At 36.2% G+C, this 19,070-nt stretch carries 24 protein-coding genes; 20 read left to right on the top strand and 4 right to left on the bottom strand.

Translation table 11 applies throughout. The features are described from left to right. Window positions 1-63 precede the first annotated feature (63 nt). The 7 genes from V6S17_RS05165 to V6S17_RS05195 all read left to right on the top strand — a co-directional run bounded on the left by V6S17_RS05165 (window position 64) and on the right by V6S17_RS05195 (window position 5,905). Window positions 64-489: a VOC family protein gene (locus V6S17_RS05165; protein ID WP_029092592.1), complete on the top strand. Its 426-nt coding sequence runs from the start codon at window positions 64-66 to the stop codon at window positions 487-489. Window positions 490-491: 2 nt separating this feature from the next. Further along, window positions 492-1,211, top strand: a complete 720-nt coding sequence (locus V6S17_RS05170) for a Type 1 glutamine amidotransferase-like domain-containing protein (RefSeq protein ID WP_051536022.1) — start codon at window positions 492-494, stop codon at window positions 1,209-1,211. A 236-nt stretch (window positions 1,212-1,447) separates the two neighbouring features. Further along, the gene (locus V6S17_RS05175; RefSeq protein WP_029092591.1) at window positions 1,448-2,467 is read left to right on the top strand and encodes a branched-chain amino acid aminotransferase; all 1,020 of its coding nucleotides are present in this window, start codon (window positions 1,448-1,450) and stop codon (window positions 2,465-2,467) included. A gap of 304 nt (window positions 2,468-2,771) precedes the next feature. Then, window positions 2,772-3,353, top strand: a complete 582-nt coding sequence (locus tag V6S17_RS05180) for a xanthine phosphoribosyltransferase (RefSeq protein WP_029092590.1) — start codon at window positions 2,772-2,774, stop codon at window positions 3,351-3,353. An 85-nt stretch (window positions 3,354-3,438) separates the two neighbouring features. Then, window positions 3,439-4,320 (top strand): 5'-3' exonuclease, encoded by an 882-nt coding sequence (locus tag V6S17_RS05185; protein WP_029092589.1) that lies wholly within the window; start codon window positions 3,439-3,441, stop codon window positions 4,318-4,320. 29 nt (window positions 4,321-4,349) lie between these two features. After that, window positions 4,350-4,724: a YrvL family regulatory protein gene (locus V6S17_RS05190; protein WP_029092588.1), complete on the top strand. Its 375-nt coding sequence runs from the start codon at window positions 4,350-4,352 to the stop codon at window positions 4,722-4,724. Window positions 4,725-5,038: 314 nt separating this feature from the next. Next, on the top strand, window positions 5,039-5,905 hold the full coding sequence (locus V6S17_RS05195) for an ROK family protein (protein WP_029092587.1): 867 nt from the start codon (window positions 5,039-5,041) through the stop codon (window positions 5,903-5,905). An 81-nt stretch (window positions 5,906-5,986) separates the two neighbouring features. Here V6S17_RS05195 and V6S17_RS05200 read toward each other — a convergent pair whose 3' ends face one another. After that, window positions 5,987-6,379, bottom strand: a complete 393-nt coding sequence (locus V6S17_RS05200; RefSeq protein ID WP_029092586.1) for a ribonuclease HI family protein — start codon at window positions 6,377-6,379, stop codon at window positions 5,987-5,989. Between the two features lie 78 nt (window positions 6,380-6,457). After that, entirely contained in the window at window positions 6,458-6,664 is a 207-nt protein-coding gene (locus tag V6S17_RS05205) for a cold-shock protein (protein WP_029092585.1), read from the bottom strand. A 272-nt stretch (window positions 6,665-6,936) separates the two neighbouring features. Here V6S17_RS05205 and mntR point away from each other — a divergent pair, with 272 nt between their 5' ends. Next, the gene (gene mntR, locus V6S17_RS05210) at window positions 6,937-7,347 is read left to right on the top strand and encodes a transcriptional regulator MntR (protein ID WP_029092584.1); all 411 of its coding nucleotides are present in this window, start codon (window positions 6,937-6,939) and stop codon (window positions 7,345-7,347) included. A gap of 94 nt (window positions 7,348-7,441) precedes the next feature. Here mntR and V6S17_RS05215 read toward each other — a convergent pair whose 3' ends face one another. Continuing rightward, window positions 7,442-7,711 carry a glutaredoxin family protein gene (locus V6S17_RS05215; protein ID WP_029092583.1) on the bottom strand — a complete coding sequence of 90 codons (270 nt, stop codon included), beginning with the start codon at window positions 7,709-7,711 and terminating at the stop codon, window positions 7,442-7,444. A gap of 453 nt (window positions 7,712-8,164) precedes the next feature. On the opposite strand from V6S17_RS05215, the gene V6S17_RS05220 reads away from it, so the two are divergent. Genes V6S17_RS05220 through V6S17_RS05245 form a run of 6 tightly spaced genes read left to right on the top strand, consistent with a single transcriptional unit; the run spans window position 8,165 to window position 13,709 of the window. Further along, complete coding sequence (locus V6S17_RS05220) at window positions 8,165-9,841, top strand: formate--tetrahydrofolate ligase (RefSeq protein WP_029092582.1); 1,677 nt, start codon at window positions 8,165-8,167, stop codon at window positions 9,839-9,841. A gap of 29 nt (window positions 9,842-9,870) precedes the next feature. Further along, on the top strand, window positions 9,871-11,769 hold the full coding sequence (locus tag V6S17_RS05225) for an ABC-F family ATP-binding cassette domain-containing protein (protein ID WP_029092581.1): 1,899 nt from the start codon (window positions 9,871-9,873) through the stop codon (window positions 11,767-11,769). Between the two features lie 14 nt (window positions 11,770-11,783). After that, complete coding sequence (locus V6S17_RS05230) at window positions 11,784-12,041, top strand: NifU N-terminal domain-containing protein (protein WP_029092580.1); 258 nt, start codon at window positions 11,784-11,786, stop codon at window positions 12,039-12,041. A gap of 14 nt (window positions 12,042-12,055) precedes the next feature. Further along, window positions 12,056-13,015 carry a thymidylate synthase gene (locus V6S17_RS05235; protein ID WP_029092579.1) on the top strand — a complete coding sequence of 320 codons (960 nt, stop codon included), beginning with the start codon at window positions 12,056-12,058 and terminating at the stop codon, window positions 13,013-13,015. Between the two features lie 10 nt (window positions 13,016-13,025). After that, entirely contained in the window at window positions 13,026-13,511 is a 486-nt protein-coding gene (locus tag V6S17_RS05240; RefSeq protein WP_029092578.1) for a dihydrofolate reductase, read from the top strand. Window positions 13,512-13,544: 33 nt separating this feature from the next. Further along, window positions 13,545-13,709 (top strand): hypothetical protein, encoded by a 165-nt coding sequence (locus V6S17_RS05245; RefSeq protein WP_154657753.1) that lies wholly within the window; start codon window positions 13,545-13,547, stop codon window positions 13,707-13,709. Window positions 13,710-14,171: 462 nt separating this feature from the next. On the opposite strand, the gene hisJ is transcribed toward V6S17_RS05245, so the two are convergent. Further along, on the bottom strand, window positions 14,172-15,005 hold the full coding sequence (gene hisJ / locus V6S17_RS05250) for a histidinol-phosphatase HisJ (protein ID WP_029092577.1): 834 nt from the start codon (window positions 15,003-15,005) through the stop codon (window positions 14,172-14,174). A gap of 601 nt (window positions 15,006-15,606) precedes the next feature. Between hisJ and V6S17_RS05255 the strand changes: the two genes are divergently transcribed. The 6 genes from V6S17_RS05255 to V6S17_RS05280 are packed head-to-tail and all read left to right on the top strand — an operon-like array spanning window position 15,607 to window position 19,047. Continuing rightward, entirely contained in the window at window positions 15,607-16,446 is an 840-nt protein-coding gene (locus V6S17_RS05255) for a DegV family protein (protein WP_029092576.1), read from the top strand. 8 nt (window positions 16,447-16,454) lie between these two features. After that, window positions 16,455-17,192, top strand: coding sequence for a GDSL-type esterase/lipase family protein (locus V6S17_RS05260; protein WP_029092575.1), 738 nt, complete (start codon window positions 16,455-16,457; stop codon window positions 17,190-17,192). A 13-nt stretch (window positions 17,193-17,205) separates the two neighbouring features. Beyond that, the gene (locus V6S17_RS05265) at window positions 17,206-17,805 is read left to right on the top strand and encodes a YpmS family protein (RefSeq protein WP_029092574.1); all 600 of its coding nucleotides are present in this window, start codon (window positions 17,206-17,208) and stop codon (window positions 17,803-17,805) included. An 18-nt stretch (window positions 17,806-17,823) separates the two neighbouring features. After that, on the top strand, window positions 17,824-18,357 hold the full coding sequence (gene msrA / locus V6S17_RS05270) for a peptide-methionine (S)-S-oxide reductase MsrA (RefSeq protein ID WP_029092573.1): 534 nt from the start codon (window positions 17,824-17,826) through the stop codon (window positions 18,355-18,357). 2 nt (window positions 18,358-18,359) lie between these two features. Beyond that, window positions 18,360-18,797 (top strand): peptide-methionine (R)-S-oxide reductase MsrB, encoded by a 438-nt coding sequence (gene msrB / locus V6S17_RS05275; RefSeq protein WP_029092572.1) that lies wholly within the window; start codon window positions 18,360-18,362, stop codon window positions 18,795-18,797. Window positions 18,798-18,813: 16 nt separating this feature from the next. Next, window positions 18,814-19,047, top strand: coding sequence for a YozE family protein (locus V6S17_RS05280; RefSeq protein WP_029092571.1), 234 nt, complete (start codon window positions 18,814-18,816; stop codon window positions 19,045-19,047). Window positions 19,048-19,070 lie beyond the last annotated feature (23 nt).

The following is a 19,070-nucleotide window of genomic DNA, read 5'->3' on the forward strand; positions in this document are numbered from 1 at the left end:
ATAAGATGAAGTCATAATGATTTTTTAACGTTCTTACAGTGAATAACATGAGGTGATTCGATAATGACACAGGGTGCTATACATCATATTGAGATATATGTGGCAGATTTAGCTGAATCAGAAAATTTTTGGGGTTGGTTGCTAGAAAGTTTGGGTTATACGCCCTATCAAAAATGGGATAAAGGAATAAGTTGGCAATTAAAAGGTCAATATTTAGTGTTTGTGCAAGCAGAATCGCAATTTACAGAATCAGGCTATCACCGAAAACGTATTGGTTTAAATCATCTTGCGTTTAATGTTGAGTCGTCTGCTAACGTTGACGACTATAAAGTGAAGTTAGAAGAACGTGGGAGTCGTATACTCTATTTGGATAAACATCCGTACGCAGGAGGTTCAGAAAATTACGCGATTTATTTTGAAGATCCTAACGGTATAAAAGTTGAACTTGTCGCAACAAGAGCAAAGAATGAGAATGAAGGATGTGACTGATAATGACAACAAATTTATTTTTATTCGGTGGAGGTCCGCCTTTCACAAATAAACTTGCAGAACGTTTTCGTAAAATTGCAAAAAAACACACAGGTAAAGTGGTTGTTTTATATATAGAAAAAAACTTACAAAAAGATAAAACATACACAAAAAAATACATTAATACCTTAAGGAAAAAGGGGTATAATGATTTTTGTTTGTTACCTTTAGGGACAACAAAAGTAGCAGAAGTAGAAAACAGTGCAGGTATTATAATAGGTGCAGGTAACACACTTGTTTACGCTAAGCACATTGTTGATACAGCAATTGGTAAGGCTATAAAAGATGCGTATGAACGAGGGGTGCCAGTTGCTGGATTTTCAGCAGGTGCTTTAATTAGCCCAAGTGAATGTGTAATATCACCAAGGGATAATAAAGAACGACTTTTTAAACAACGAAAAGGGCTAGGACTTCTCAACAATACGGTGTTAGTTGCACACTATCAACAATGGGAAGAAAGCAAGCATCTGCGAGAAACAGCAACGGCTTTTCCAACGTTTCAAAATTATGGAATAAATGAGCACACCGATATTTATTTTAGAGATGGGACGTTTTTTGAAATGGAAGGTGACGGGGTTTTTACTATTATTGACCAACAGTTGCACGCCGTTATAAATAAAGAACCTGTATCCAAATTGAAGCTATGGCAAAAAATAAGGAATTTTTTCTTAAAGGTTAGATAAGCTAACAATATTTGATGTACTCTCTGCTAAATAAAGGTATAATAAGAATACAATAGGATGTTTTATGTAGTAATGCGAACAGAAGTATCGTGCTGATAGATTAGAGAGACAATATAAATTAATTTACACTAATTGTTTAAATTTTCTGTTATTTATAAAAGTAGTTTGATATACTAAGTAAATACTTCTAAGCATCACATACAGACATTGATAAAATACACAAAGGTGGGGTTCAAATGAGTGCAAAAGATATTGATTTTAACAATTTAGGTTTTAGTTATATAAAGACAGATTTACGTTATATTTCTTACTGGAAAGATGGTAAATGGGATGATGGGCAATTAACGGAAGATAATGTATTGCATATCTCTGAAGGCTCGCCATCGTTACATTATGGTCAACAAAGTTTTGAGGGCTTGAAAGCATATCGTTGTAAGGATGGTTCAATTAACTTGTTCCGACCTGATAAAAATGCGGAACGTATGCAAGCAAGTTGCGATCGTTTACTGATGCCTGAGGTTCCAACAGATGTGTTTGTAGAAGCGTGTAAACAGGTAGTGAAGGCGAATGAAGCATACCTTCCACCATACGGCACAGGCGGTTCGTTGTATTTACGTCCATTTATCATTGGTACTGGTGATAACATAGGTGTTAATGCCGCACGTGAGTATATCTTTTCAATTTTCTGTATGCCTGTTGGCCCTTACTTTAAAGGTGGCATGACGCCACATAATTTTGTGGTATCTAGCTATGACCGTGCAGCACCTAACGGTACCGGTGCGGCTAAAGTAGGCGGTAACTATGCAGCGAGCTTATTAGCGGGTAAAGAAGCACGCGAACGTAAATTCAGTGATGCGATTTATTTAGATCCAGCAACACATACTTTAATTGAAGAGGTTGGCGCAGCTAATTTCTTTGGTATTACAGAAGATGATGAATTTGTAACGCCTTTATCACCGTCAATTTTACCAAGTATCACTAAATATTCATTGTTATATTTAGCAGAGCACCGCTTAGGTTTAAAAGCGACTGAAGGTTTAGTACCGATTGATGGACTGGAGCAATTTAAAGAAGCCGGAGCTTGTGGGACTGCTGCAGTTATAACACCTATCGGTGGTATTCAAAATGGTGATGACTTCCATGTGTTTTATTCAGAAACAGAAGTAGGTCCAATCACTACAAAACTTTATGATGAATTAGTGGGTATTCAATATGGTGATGTTGTGGCACCGGACGGTTGGATTTTTAAAGTTTAATCACCGATTTATCAGGTTGTTAGAAAAATAAGAAACTCTGTAAAAAAGCATTTTGACGTTTTGTTAAAATGCTTTTTTTTTGCTGAAAAATAATGCGTTTCAATTGTTTGAATTATGAGTATTTTGACGTCATTATAGAAATTATTTGAGGTGAAATAGACAAAATAGGGTCATAATATCAAATCGCGAACATTTGCTGGAAATTACTTTCTATTTGATAATAATTTCCGTGAATAACGGCATATCTATGCTATAATAAGAGATAAATTCAGTTAATTAATAGATAATATAGGGGGACTTTTTTGTGAAACAGTTAGAAACAATGATTCTTGAAAATGGTAAGGTACTAGGCGAGGATATCTTGAAAGTTGATGCTTTTTTAAATCATCAAATCGATCCAGTTCTTATGAAAGGTATTGGTGAGGTGTTTGCAGAAGCGTTTAAAGATAGTGGTATAACTCGTATCTTAACATTAGAATCATCAGGAATAGCACCTGCAGTTATGGCTGGTTTAGAATTGGGTGTGCCCGTTGTATTTGGACGTAAAAGTAAATCATTAACGTTAACAGATGGTCTTTATACTGCAGAAGTACGTTCGTATACTAAGAAAACGGTCAATGAAATTGCTGTTTCAAAAAGTTTTTTAAATAAAGATGACGTCATTTTAGTGATTGATGATTTCTTGGCAAATGGTCAAGCAGCACTAGGTTTAAAATCACTCGTTGATCAAGCGGGTGCAACATTAGCGGGCATGGGAATTGTTATTGAAAAAACATTCCAACCTGGTCGTGGTATACTGGAAGATCAAGGCGTGAGAATGGTATCACTCGCTCGTATTGAAAAATTCGAAGCAGGTAAAGTTGTTTTTGCACCGGCAGACATTTAATAAATAGCAGTACAATAGCCAGGCTGATGTGGAAATCACACATTAGTCTGGCTATCATTAATAATGTGATAAAGGAGAGAATAGAGTGGAAAAAAAGAAAGTTTTATTGGTTGATGGAATGGCGTTATTGTTTCGTTCATTTTATGCAACAGCCGTTTCCAATCAATTTATGTATAATGAAGCAGGTGTCCCTACAAATGGCGTACAAGGGTTTGTAAAGCACTTGTTAACAGCGATAGAAGAACATCAATCGGACCACGTAGGTGTTTGCTGGGATTTAGGAGGAGGGACGTTTCGGAATGAAATGTGGAGCGAGTACAAAGCTCATCGTTCTGCGCCTCCTGCAGAATTAATTCCACAGTTTGATTACGCTAAAGAAATCGCAGATGCGCTTGGGTTCATTAATATTAGTTGTCAGGGGTATGAAGCTGATGATTGTTTGGGTACATTGGCAGATCATTATCGCTCTCAAAATGCGCACACAACGATTGTCACCGGTGATAAAGATATTTTACAGTTAGTGGATGAGGATACTAATGTTTGGATTTTACAAAAAGGTTATGGCAATTATAAAAAGTATGATCCGATTACATTTGTAGAAGAGTGGGAAATTCAACCAAAACAATTAATTGATTTAAAAGCATTTATGGGTGATACAGCGGATGGTTATCCTGGTGTTAAAGGTATTGGTGAAAAAACTGCCACTGCTCTGATCAAAAAATACGGTAATGTACAAACAGTTATTGATAACGTATCTGAGCTGTCAAAAGGTCAAATGACAAAAATACAAAATGATTTAGAGATGTTGGATATGTCTTTGAGACTTGCGGAAATAAATTGCAGTGTGCCTATAACAGTTGAAATAGATACACTGTTTTATAAAGGTTTTACAGCTGATAGCCTTGATATTTGTGGTTATTATGGCTTGAAAGTTGTACGCCGTGAAATTGAAAAATTATTAGGTTAATATTAATTTTGAAAGATTGAAGGAGTAGTATGAGAAAATTAGCAGGAAATGTAGTTGTCGCAATAATTATCGCCTTGTTTCTTTTAGTATTACTAGCAATTATCACAGGGACTTTTATAGGTGTTTTGAGTTTTGTTGGAATTACTTATAGCAGTATGGGTTCGCTTTTTTTGTTTTTTGGTGTGATTATTTTAGTTGATAGTGCCATCTACTTGCCTGCTAGACTCATTCGACGTCATCTACCTACGCAGTTTTTATTTGCTGTATATATTCTGGAAAATCTCATCGCTTTGTTTTTTGCGGATTTATGGATGAGTAGTGTGTCGCTAACAATTGGAGCCCTCTTAGGTGCTAGTGTGATTTTTGGATTACTGGAGTACGCTTTGTCTGATAATGAGCGCTGACTAGTGTGTGTTACTTTTTGAACACCACAAATGATAGTTAAAAAGAATACTACGACGAACCATTGATTTATTTTAATGACTCGTCGTTTTTTTATAGCTTAATGTGATTTTGTAAAAAGAGTCCCCTGTAGTCAGGTTCTGCAATTTAAAGGAATTGACTTTTTCACATGAAATGCTTTTTCATTTTCTGTTTTACGTATCGTTTAATGCTTTATAAAAATAAAATGAAAGGGTTTACATCTAACCGTTGGACCTATATAATTTATACGAGTACGCAATGCGAGATAAGTATTGTTTTCGAGGGGGAGAAAAGCATGTCAGTATTATGTTTTGATATTGGGGGGTCAGCCGTAAAATACGGTTTGTTTCACAATGAAAATTTGATTGAACAAGCGAAGTTTACCACACCCGTAAACTGGGAATTAATGGTAGCAGAGATGCAAGCAGTAAAGAAGAAGTTCGAAGAAACACACATTCTAAGTGGTGTAGCTATCAGTAGCCCAGGGGCAGTTAATCAAGTAACAGGTATGATTGACGGTGCAAGTGCCGTGCCATATATCCATCATTTTGAAATAAATAAAGCATTAGAAAACGCTTTAGGCTTACCGGTGACAATTGAAAACGATGCGAATTGTTCTGGATTAGCTGAAGTTACTTTTGGGGTAGCTAAAAATGAAGATTCTGCGCTTTTTATTGTTTTAGGTACGGGTGTAGGTGGGTGCTTGATTATTGACAATAAAGTACATCATGGCCATCAATTACATGGTGGTGAATTCGGTTATATGTTGTTGGATGGCGAACGTTCATTTAGCGAGCTAGGCTCAGCTGTAAATATGACGAGACGTTATAATGAAGTGATGTTGACTGATTTATCAGGTGAAGAGGTATTTGCGGCTGCGGTAGCTGGCGATGAAGTCGCACTAAAAGAAGTTGAAACATTTTATCATTATTTAGCATTAGGGATATATAATTTACAGCATGCGTTTGATCCAGCATGTATCGTTATCGGTGGTGGGGTATCAGCTAAAACTGATTTAGTAGCTGAAGTCAACCATCGTATTCAAGCGATTAAAGCAACAGTAGAAATTGCAACTTTAACGCCAGATGTGCGTGTTTGTCAGTATCATAACGATGCTAATTTATTAGGAGCAGTGGTTAACTTTAAACAATTACAAAAATAGGTACTATAAAAAGGATCACTTTCTTCTGGTAATAGAAGTCAGTGATCCTTTATTGTATCTTATTCTTAATTTTGAGAGAGATTAATCAATACTTTTTACGATAGCTGCTCTGGCTAATTGATCAGCTTTTTTATTTTTATCGCGTGGAATCCAATTACAAAAAACAAGCTCATAAGTATCAAGCAACGTTAATATAGTTTGAAGATATGCTGCATAGGGTTCTTTTTTAGCATAACGCTTCTCAATGGCAGAGATAACAGCTTGCGAATCGGAAAATAATCTGATAACGCTCGATTCGATTTCCTTACATTGTTCAAGCCCCCATATAGCAGCTAGAAATTCTGCTTCATGATTGGTATAACGACCAATTGTTTTGTTAAGTTGTTGTTGTTGGTTGTTGTGCAAAATGACAACACCAATGCCGCTATTTCCAGGATTACCAGCGCTAGCTCCATCGACATATAAAGAAATCATCGCTTAGTCTCCTTCAACATAAAAAAGACATCAAAAAAAATGCCTTTAAGTTTTTTTACCTTTGGTTAATTGTGTATATTAATTTTGTGTTTTAACTACATTAGCCGCTTGAGGACCACGCGTACCTTCAATAATATCAAATGTAACAGCTTGACCTTCATCTAGCGTTTTAAAGCCTTCGCCTTGTATTGCTGTAAAGTGAACAAAAATATCTGAGCCACCCTCAGTCTCTAAAAAACCGTAACCTTGTTCATTATTAAACCATTTAACTTTTCCAGTATGCATTATAAAATCCTCCTTGCTTTAAGTAGTAGATTTTCAATGTTGAATAGTCGCTTTATACTACGAATAATAGCTTAATTGTTATCTTTAGTCAACTTATACCTACTGAAAAAAACGAAAGCGAAATAAAGGGGGATAAATACTGATGAAATAAGGGGGAAACAGCTGTTTTAATTATCAGATAAATCACTTGTGCAAAAGTTTGTCTTTGCGAAAGTTTTTTGATTGGTGTACAATAATGTTAGAGAGTATAACAATGTACTGGAGGGATTTAAATGACTACGCCAAGTATGGAAGATTATATAGAACAAATTTATCTATTGATAGAACAAAAAGGCTATGCACGGGTTTCAGATATTGCAGATAGTTTAAATGTACACCCGTCCTCTGTAACCAAAATGGTACAAAAGTTAGATAAGGACGAATACCTTATCTATGAAAAATACCGTGGCTTGATTCTCACGCCTCACGGTAAAAAAATGGGTAAACGCTTGGTTGAACGCCATGAGTTATTGGAAAAATTTTTATTGCAGATTGGTGTAGATGAAGAACAAGCTTATAAGGATGTTGAAGGAATTGAGCATCACTTGAGTTGGGATACCATTGATTCAATTGGGAACTTAGTGGATTATTTAGAAAATAACCCAGAAGCAAAAACAGCAATTATAAATAAAAATAAAAAATAAGATTACTGTATCAATAGGGGGAGTTAGGCGATATTTTATGTCTGACTTTTTTTGTGTAAAAAAAACAACTAGCCTTAGCTAGTTGTTTTTAAACTTATAAAGTGATGTGTTTTTCCATGAAAGGAATAATTGTATCTGGTTTAGAATCACTAAGCACTTCGCTAGATGCAACATCGATAAAAGTCGGAACAGTTAAGAATTCGTATTTGCTACGTAATTCAGCAAAACGCTCTTCGTCGTCTTCACGGTTGATAAATTCAATATGATCATTATAGTCACCTTCGAGTGCACCGTTAAGAACAACTTTCGCACGATCACAGTAAGGACAAACAGTTTGAGTTAACATTAAAACTTCTTTAGACATAGTTAAAACCCCTTTCAAATTTCTATCTTAATTATAGCATCTATCAGAGAAAGTTGAAAAAATTCTGCTTTAGCAAAGGGAGGTTATTAAAAAAATTTACTAAGGGCAATTTTTTTGCTAACTTCTTTTTAGTAAGGAAAACTATATTTAAACTAATGACATGTAAGCGCTTCTATATGCTTTAAGTATCGTCTGAGTCATGATAAAATGGTAAGGTAGTGAATTGTCAGAAAAAGAAGAATAAAAAACGCTCACTGCAACTAGGTAGGTAAATAGTGTTAAGGCTAATTGTTCTCATGCTGACTAGCATATGGCGATTATTAATCCGCATATTGTAGGCTGTTCAAGCCAATAAAAAGTGTGATGTTAACACAACAACTGTTACTTGAACTAAGACATGAAGGCACCACCTGTAAGCACATAGTAAAATACACTGAAAATGGGGGAATTATAATGGTAGCATCTGATATTCAAATCGCGCAAGAAGCTCATTTAGATTCAATTTTAGCTGTGGCAAAAAAGGTCGGTTTAGAGGAAAATGATTTAGAGCTTTATGGTAAGCATAAGGCTAAGTTAACATACGATGCGTTAACACGTATTGAAAATCAAAATGAAGCAGGGCGTTTGATACTTGTAACAGCAATTAATCCAACAGCTGCTGGTGAAGGAAAATCAACTGTTACTGTCGGTTTAGGTGACGCTTTAACAAAAAGTGGTCGCAAAACGATGATTGCTTTACGTGAACCGTCTTTAGGCCCGGTGTTTGGCCTTAAAGGTGGTGCGACAGGTGGAGGTTATGCTCAAGTTATTCCAATGGAAGATATCAATCTACACTTCACGGGCGATTTCCATGCGATTACATCAGCGAATAACTTACTATCGGCAATGTTAGATAACCATATGCAACAAGGTAATCTGAAGCAAATTGATGGACGTCGTATCGTTTGGAAACGTGTAGTTGATCTCAATGACCGTGCTTTACGTCAAGTTGTTATCGGCTTAGGTGGCCCATTCCAAGGAGTTCCTCGTCAAGATGGATTTGATATCACAGTTGCTTCCGAAATAATGGCAATCATCTGTCTTGCGCGTGATATTGATGATCTGAAAACACGGATCGGCAATATTGTAGTAGGGTATGATTATGCAAGACAACCGATTACCGCACATGATATTGGTGCAGAGGGCGCTTTAACAGTTCTACTAAAAGATGCATTAAAACCGAATTTAGTTCAAACATTGGAGCATACACCAGCATTAGTACATGGTGGCCCATTTGCTAATATTGCACATGGTTGTAACAGTATTATGGCTACAAAATCAGCGTTGCACTTAGCGGATTATACAGTCACTGAAGCAGGCTTTGGTGCCGATTTAGGAGCAGAGAAATTTTTAGATATTAAAGTGCCACAATTAGGAAAAGTACCCGATGCCATTGTTATTGTTGCAACGATTCGTGCTTTGAAATTACATGGTGGCGCAAATAAAAACAACTTAAAAGAAGAAGATGTGTTAGCATTAGAGAAAGGCTTTGCAAATCTTGCGAAACATATTGAAACAATTGAGCAATATGGCTTGCCGTTTGTTGTAGCAATCAACCGTTTTGTTGGCGATAGTGATGCCGAATTACAAGCATTAGAAGCTTGGTGTACAGCAAACAGTGTAAGTTATTCATTAACAGAAGTTTGGGAAAAAGGCGGTAATGGTGGTCTTGACCTAGCGGATAAAGTAGTGAATGCAATTGATGAACATACGGGCACTTATCAACCAATTTATGATCAAGAACAATCAATTGAAGAAAAAGTGACGGCAATTGTTCGTAAAATATATGGTGGCAAAAGCGTTGAGTTTACTTCTAAAGCACGAAAACAATTAAATGAATTCAAACAACATGGATGGGATAAATACCCTGTATGTATGGCTAAAACGCAATATTCATTATCGGATGATGCAACGCTTGTGGGAAGACCTGAAGGGTTCGTTATCACAATTCGTGAATTTGTACCGAAGATGGGCGCTGGTTTTATTGTTGCTTTAACAGGTGACGTAATGACGATGCCTGGTTTGCCAAAACATCCAGCAGCATTAGATATGGACGTTGATAATACAGGGCGTATTAGTGGTCTCTTTTAGGTTGAATGATAAAAAAAAGGATGTTGAATGTGAAACAAATTACAGTTGAAAATATATCACAAACGTATGGTGAACGAGCACTATTTAAAGATCTCTCTTTTGTAATGAACGAGGGTGAAATCAGTGGATTACTAGGGATTAATGGAACTGGTAAGTCAACATTGATGAAGATGATTGCAGGGATGGATACGCCAGATTCTGGTAAAATTATTCACCCGCGTGATTATCGTATTCATTACTTACAACAACAACCTGTCATGGACGATTCGTTGACGATTATTCAGCAAATGTTTGTGGGAAACAGTCCCGAATTACGAGCATTGCAAAATTATCAAACGGCAATGGATGGGCTAACTGTTTATCCAATGGAAGAAAAATGGCAATTAGCATTTGAACGTGCCAGTGAAGAAGTTGAATCAACGAATGCGTGGGATACGCAGACACGAGCAGAGATGATTTTGAATAAATTAGGAATTGAAGATATTCATCAGTCGATTAGTGAGCTCTCTGGTGGACAATTGAAACGTGTGGGACTCGCGCAAGTACTGTTGCAACCAGCTGATCTTTTGTTGTTAGATGAACCGACTAACCATCTAGATTATCCATCAATTCAATGGTTGGCAGATACACTGAAAAATTATCGTGGTGCTGTATTAATGATTACCCATGACCGTTATTTCTTAGATCAAACGACTAACCATATTTTTGAATTAGATAAAGGACAACTGTATCGTTATGAAGGAAACTATCAGATTTATCTTGAGAATAAGGCAATGCGTGAAGAACAAAAACGCAGTGAAATGAACAAGGCAAATAATCTGTATCGTAATGAACTAGCGTGGATGCGTAAAGGTGCGAAAGCACGTACAACCAAACAAAAAGCACGTATTGATCGTTTTAGTGATATTGAAAAAGTAGTGAAAGGTGCTGAAGAAGAGTCTGACTTAAGCATCAGCCTACAAACAAGCCGTCTTGGAAAAGATGTGTTTGAATTAACAGAGGTCGGGCAAACATTTGATGAAACTGAATTATTCCGTGATTTTACAACAATCGTGCAAAATGGCGATCGTATTGGGATTACTGGTTTTAACGGTAGTGGAAAAACAACGTTGCTTAATATGTTAGCAGGGCGTTTAACGCCTGAATCGGGAACGTTGAAAGTCGGTCAAACAGTGCGTGTTGCATACTACACACAGCATAATGAAGGTTTAGACGACAGCAAACGCATTATTAGTTTCCTCGAAGAAATTGCCCAATCTGTTGTTAACGCTGAAGGTGAACAAGTCAGTGTGTCGCAATTGTTAGAAACATTCTTGTTCCCACCAAGTGAACATGGTAAGCTTATTAAAAGTTTATCAGGTGGTGAAAAGCGTCGTTTGTATCTCTTGAAATTACTAATGACAAAACCAAATGTTTTATTATTGGATGAGCCTACAAACGATTTAGATACAACAACGTTAACTGTTTTAGAAAACTACCTTGAAACGTTTTCCGGTACGGTTGTTGCTGTTTCCCATGATCGTTATTTCTTAAATAAAGTGGCTGATAAATTATGGGTGTTTAACCAAGATCATACAATTTCGCCCTATTTGGGAACGTATTCTGAATGGTTAGAAGAGTATGGCTCAGTGAAGCCAGAAAATAAACAAAAAATTATGGCTACTGCACAAAAAACAACAAAAATTAAACAAGAAGTTACACAAGAAAAAAAGAGTTTAACGTATAAAGAGCAATTAGAATGGGATGTTATCGAAGATAAAATGCTAGCGCTTGACGAAGAAGTTAGTGCTTTGCGTGAACAACTCGAAGCTGTAGGTGCTGATTATACAAAAGCACAACAACTCAGTGAACAAATTGATGCAAAAGAAGCTGAGTCTGAAAAAACAATGGAGCGTTGGGAATACCTTTCTCAATATGCAAAAGGATAGAAGGACGTGATAAAGTGAAACTGACTAAAGTTGAACGGACACCTAATCCCTTAGCAATGAAATTATCTGTTGACGAGTATTTGGAAGCAGGCACTGTTGGTGTAACTTATACACGCAACCAAAAGGGATTGCCGCGTGATATCATGCGCCTATTTACGATACCGGGGTTGCATCAAATGTATCGTTACGCTGATTTTATTACAGTGGAAAAGACAGTAGATAGTGACTGGAAAGATATTCTACCGCAAATTAAAAAGATTTTAAACGGATAAGGGGAGACAAACACATGACAAACCAAGCAGATGCAGCGTATCTTGAAATGTGCCGCCATATACTAGCAAATGGTAATAAGCGTGGCGATCGTACGGGTACAGGAACCTATTCGGTGTTTGGTTATCAGATGCGCTTTAATTTACAAGAGGGTTTTCCGTTATTAACGACCAAACGTGTGGCATTTAAACAAATTAAGAGCGAGTTACTTTGGTTCTTAAAAGGCGATACAAATATTCGTTACCTCTTGCAAAATAATAATAATATTTGGAATGAATGGGCATTTGATAAATGGATCAAAAGCGCTGAATATAAGGGCCCGGATATGACTGATTTTGGACACCGTGTTTTAACTGATGAAACCTTTAAAGAGAGTTATCTTTCTGAGATGGCACAGTTTAAAGAACGCGTGTTAACGGATGATGTTTTTAGTGAAAAATATGGTTCATTAGGAAATGTTTACGGTTCGCAATGGCGTCATTGGGAAACGAAACGAGGAGAAGCAATTGATCAAATTCAAGATGTGATTGATACAATAAAAACAGCACCAGAATCACGCCGTTTAATTGTATCTGCATGGAATCCTGAAGATGTACCTAGCATGGCTTTACCACCTTGTCACTCGTTATTTCAATTTTATGTTCATGATGGCAAGTTATCTTGTCAGTTGTACCAACGCAGCGCGGATACATTTTTAGGTGTGCCTTTTAACATTGCAAGTTATGCATTGTTAACACATTTAATTGCGAAAGAGTGTGGACTTGATGTGGGCGATTTTGTGCATACATTCGGTGATGCACATCTCTATCAAAATCATCTAGAACAAGTTAATACACAGCTTTCACGTGAAGCGCGTGAATTGCCGCGTTTAATTTTAAATGAATCAGTTGAGTCTGTGTTTGATTTTGATATGGACGATATCCAGATTGAAGGCTATGATCCTCATCCTGGAATTAAAGCACCCATAGCGGTATAGGAGGTTACCAATGTTAAGATATATTTGGGCACAAGATAAAAATGGCGTAATTGGTTACAAGAATGATTTACCGTGGCAATTGCCGGCTGATTTACGTTATTTTAAGGAACAAACAGTTGGTAAAACAATCATCATGGGTCGTAAAACGTATGAAGCAGTGGGACGTCCATTACCGAACCGTGTTAATATTGTTTTGACAACAGACACTAATTTTAAGGCAGATGGTATTGTTGTCATGCATACAAAGGCAGAAGTGTTAGAGTATGCTAAACAAGCAGATCATCCGATTATGATTACGGGTGGTTCATCGATTTTTGAACTGTTTAAAGAGGACGTTGATGAATTATACGTAACTTTAATAGACGAGACATTCCCTGGTGATACGTATATCCCTTCATTTGATTGGGAAAATTATCAGTTAGTATCAGATGTGGAAGGTGCCGTAGACGAAAAAAATATTTATCGTCACCAATATCAAATTTATCGTAAAAAATAATAGGGAAAAGCTTTGTTTTAGGAGGATTATAACGTGAGTGTAACTGTATTTATTCTTTTACTCGTAGCCGTTCTTGCAATTTCAGGTGGGTCAACCTATGTGGCTTTTAAAATGATCAATGCCACAAAAGTACCACCTAAAGATCCTAATTGGGATAAAGATGAATGGAAGCAAGATGACTGGGATAAAGATGAATAGAAAAATGGTAAATAGATAAAAAAACAATACACTCATCAATAGGGGTGTATTGTTTTTTATCTAGCTATCACAATAACACCAATTTAAAAATGGAGGTTATATATGAAGACGTTTATGCTCGGAGACTTTATGTTTTTACTAGTGTCCTTATTGATCCGTAACTATAATCATTTTAGTTATTTATTTAATCAAAGAAGTGAGTCGTCGCAATAAAAAGATGGCATTGTTAGAAGAACGTATCAAAAAGTTAGAAAAATAAAGCTGTTTTTAGATAAATAGTAGAACAAAATCACTGACTGAGCAAAATTGAGCTTATCAGTGGTTTTTTATTTGGTAAGTAGCAGTTAAGGTCTGTTTAGCAGATAATCATCGTTCGTTTAAACGTTTGTTTAATTATTAAGCGGTTGTTTTTAAAAATAGGCAAAAAAAAGAGTGGGAAGCCCACTCTCACATATAAGTACATTAACGGTACATATCAATAAATTTATCATATCCACGACCAACCTCGTCAACACTGTGAGCATCAGAACCAAAAACAAATGGAATTCCTTTTGCAAGTGCCATTCGCGTTAATTCTTTACCAGGATAAGTTTCACCACAATCAACTTTATAAAGACCAGCAGTATTGAAATCAAGACTATAATTTTGTGATGCAATTTGGTCAAGTAGACAAGAAAGTTGATGTTTTTGTTTCAGAGAATAGCCAATTTCAGCAGGTGTATAGTTTTTTTGGAATTTTTGGACAAGTGAAAGATGACCTAAACGAGTCGGTTTGAATTGCCCAATATCCCATGAAAGTGCCTCTTTTTGCATTTGGATATATTTATTTTGAACAGCGGTAAATGAGCCATAATGTTGAACCAAACCAGAATCAAAATCAGCAGCACTATAATCGATAAAGCGCCAGCCATCTTTCCCTGGCATAAAGTGCACAGATAAAATATTGTCAGATAGATAGGGACCGTATTCATTTAAAAAATTGCGAATATCATCTGTGTTTTCAGGTAAATAATCAAGTTCAAAACCGAAACGAATCGTAAGGTCAGATTGATATTTATACTGTAGTCGTTTTATTTTTTTGATATAATGCTCAACATCATTCATGTCCATCGCTGTCGTTGCTATTTCAGCAGCTGTGTTAGGCATCATCTCTTTAAAAGATGTTGGTAAAGGTGGATGTTCAGTGATGCTATAATGGGTGAATCCCATTTTAATCGCGCGTTCTATCATCAATTCAACATCTTCACCACTGCCATGCGGACAGAATTCAGTATGAGTATGCCCTTCGTATTTCATTCCCTTTACCCCCTATGTATAATTATTTTTGTGTGAGCTATTTTTTGACTAATAAAAATAATATTAATTTAATTTATAGCTATAGTAGATATCATCTAATTTTAATGGTTTTGTATATGCTAGCAAAGGGTACAATGCTGTTAGGCTTGTTATTTTAGAATAACGTGACAGACCGCTAATTGCAAGACAATAAAACGTTTTCAGTGAAAATATGTCAACAGCTATCATAGTAACTAGAACGAAGACGATTTTAGCTTATCGGTGTATCTATTTAAAAGGATGAAATTTACAGAAAATATCTATGTCGTTATCGTTTGCTTATCTGTACTAAAAGAAAAGGTAAGTAAAGTAACTATTATATTTACCATAAACAGAAAAATAGTGAAATTTTTTCAGAGTAGCAAAAATAGAACGATGAAAAGTTATAAATCTTTCCAAAACGGATTTAATGCTATAATTTTAGTGGAAAATGATGATTTAAAAAGGTTCAAATGAAAGATATTAAGAAACTTCATTAAAAAATAACTGAAATAACAGTTTAGTTTGTCAATTGGGCTAGTAAAAGGATATAATAAGATTAATATCTAGAAGGAGGCAAATTATGCCCAACATTAAAATAGTTACAGATTCGACAGCAGGATTAACAACGAAAGAAATTGAAAATTTTAATATTACGGTACTCCCATTAACTGTTAGTTTAAATGGTGAGGAGTGGGTACCAGATGAAAATATGGATTACGAAGGTTTTATTGATCAAATGGAAGCTGCAAAGGAATTACCGCGAACATCACAACCGGCAATCGGTAAAATGGTAGAAGCGTTAGAAAACTTAACTGCTGATGGCAGTTCAGTTATTGTGATTTCATTGACGGAGAAATTAAGTGGTACGGTGACAACTTTCCAACAGGCAGCTGATATGGTAAGTGGTGATGTTACTGTCGTTGATTCTAAATTTATTTCACGTGCTTTAGCATTCCAAGTTATAGAAGCAGGGGAAATGGCAAAAGCAGGTGCTACAAAAGAAGCTATTTTGGAACGTGTAAAATTCATTCAAGAACATACTAAACTCTTTATTGTTGTACTTAATTTAGATAATTTAGCGAAAGGTGGTCGTATTGGAAAAATGACATCGGCCATTGGACACTTATTATCAATTAAATTGATTGCAGAGCTTGGTGAAGGCGGTTTAGAAGCGAAAGCAAAAGTACGAAGTGAAAAACAAATCATTAAATTCTTTAATAGCCATTTTGAAGGTGTAACAGAGAATGTGAAATATATAGATATGATGCATGCCATGAATAATGAACTCAGTGAAAAAGTAGCGAACTCAATTAAGGTGATTAAGCCACAAATTAAAGAAATTCCGCAATTTTTTGTTGACCCAATTATCGCAACTCATGCCGGTAAAGGCGCAGTTGCAGTCATGTATTGTACAGAATAGGTGATAGAATGAATAAAATTTTCAAATGGTTAAGTATTTTTATTATAGTGTTGGCTTTGGCAGGAGGTGCGACTTACCTATTCAAAGACCGTTTATTTCCCGAACCACCTAAAGATATCAACATTGTGGCGTTAGGCGATTCGTTAACTTATGGTGTGGGATCAAGTGAAGCAAACGACTATGTGACACGCTTAAAAACGCGATTGGAACGTTTAGAGACGATTGATGAGGTAACCACTTCTAATTTTGGTGTTACTGGTAATACATCTACTCAAATCCATCGACGATTAGTCGAACAAAAAGACATACAGCAAGCGGTTAAAAAAGCCGATATTGTAACCATCACAGCTGGCGGTAATGATTTAATGGCAGTTGTACGTCTTACTATGCTGCGAACAAATGCAAGTAGCTTTGAAGCAGCGTTAACGACTTACAAAAAAGAAATGAAAGCCATTTTAGATACGATTCACAAAGAGAATAACAAGGCAAAAGTCTATGTATTCGGTATCTATAATCCATTCACACAAATATTGGGTGATAATGAAGAGGCTGATGAAATACTAACAACATGGAACAACGCTTTAGCATCGATAACTAAAAAAGAGCATGCTGAGTTTGTCCCGATTGCAAGTGAATTTCATAAAGCAGGCGCAACTTTTATTTCACCAAAAGACCAGTTTCATCCAAATGATGAGGGTTATGCGTTAATGACGAAAAAACTATATGATAAAATAGAAGATAAGTAAGGGCGGAATGAACATGTCACGAGAAACAAAAACAACAAAAAAGCTTAACATTTGGAAGTGGACAACGATACTGTTATTAGCGATGATTATCATCCCGACGATTATCATTTTCATTCAAATAACGGATAGTTCAGGCTCTAAACCATTAAAAGAGCCACTGCCACAAAACACACCTAAGGTAACAATGTATTTTTCACCTGATGATCTTAATAAGGTAATTGCTGGTTATCTAAGTGCCAATACAAAAGATAGTTCACAGTATCGAGTGACTGCCGAAGGTGATAGCATTTCATTTAAAACCAATTTTGAATTTCTTAATCAAAACGTTGATCTTAAGTTAACTTTCAAACCTGAATTAGATTCAGCTGGAAATGTTATTCTTCATCAAGAGAGCATGACGTTAGGAAAAGTGAAATTACCAGTAAAATTGGTTATGAGTGCAGTTAAGAAAAATTTTGATTTCCCTAACTGGGTTCATGTTCAAAGTAACAAAAAGCAAGTCTATTTAGCGCTTGATGAAATTGAATCAAAAACTTTTCCGCGTTTAGCGATCGATTCCTTTGCATTAGACGAGGAACGTATTACAATAACATTATTACTACCAACGAAATAAATAAAGGGGGATACGCAAATGACAAAAGAACAATTAGAAGTCGCAACATTTGCAGGGGGATGTTTCTGGTGTATGGTCGAACCATTTGAATCACAACAGGGCATCAAAACGGTCGTTTCTGGTTATACAGGGGGTCACGTTGAAAATCCAACATACGAGCAAGTATGTTCACATACAACAGGGCATACAGAAGCGGTCCAAATAACATTTGATCCTACTATTTTTAGTTATGAACAATTACTGACTGTTTATTGGCAACAAACGGATCCAACAGATGCAATGGGTCAATTCGCTGACCGCGGTGATAGCTATCGCCCAGCTATTTTTTTCCATTCTCCCGAACAACAAGCAGCTGCCGAAGCATCGAAACAGGCATTGCAAGAAAGCCGTCGTTTTAGCAAAGATATCGTTACGGAAATCTTGCCAGCTGTCGCTTTCTATCCAGCAGAAGATTACCATCAAGCATTTTACAAAAAAAATCCCGTCCACTATGAACGTTCACATGAAGGTAGTGGTCGTGCAGGTTTTATTCGCGAAAATTGGGAGGGTTAATGATGGATGTTAATAAAAAAGCAGCTCGTCTAAAAGAGTTAACACCGTTGCAATTGGATGTAACTCAAAATGCCGGAACAGAAAGACCGTTTACCCATGAGTACAATGATAATCACCAAGAAGGTATCTACGTCGATATTGTTTCAGGAGAAGCATTATTCTCTTCTAGAGATCAATATGATGCGGGATGTGGTTGGCCGAGCTTTACAAAACCAATCAACCAAACAGAAGTTGCCGAACACACAGATGATACACTAGGCATGCGCCGTGTCGAAGTACGTTCAACAACTGCTGATTCACATTTAGGTCATGTTTTCCCAGATGGACCACAAAAAACAGGTGGTTTGCGTTACTGCATTAATGGTGCCGCATTAAAATTTGTTCCAGTAACAGAGCTTGCAGAAAAAGGTTATTCCGACTATATCAAGTATTTCGAGTAAAGATTGGGGCAATAGTATGGCACGAACGTTTTATCATTATTTAATGACCTATCGCGATCCATTCAAAAAAGATGATGCAACAGCGTTTGCAAATTCTGCCTATCGCGATCATGGTTTTCCTAAACAAGAAAAAAATTATCATAAAGTGAGTGACTATTTGGAAACGCAAGTTGATTATATTGACTCGCTGAGCTTGTTTGATGATTTATGGGATCAGTATCTATTAGACGAAGATAAAAATCGTCGCTAATTAAAAATTGGAGGTAGTCAAAC

Source organism: Brochothrix thermosphacta DSM 20171 = FSL F6-1036, assembly GCF_036884295.1.
GTDB lineage: Bacteria > Bacillota > Bacilli > Lactobacillales > Listeriaceae > Brochothrix > Brochothrix thermosphacta.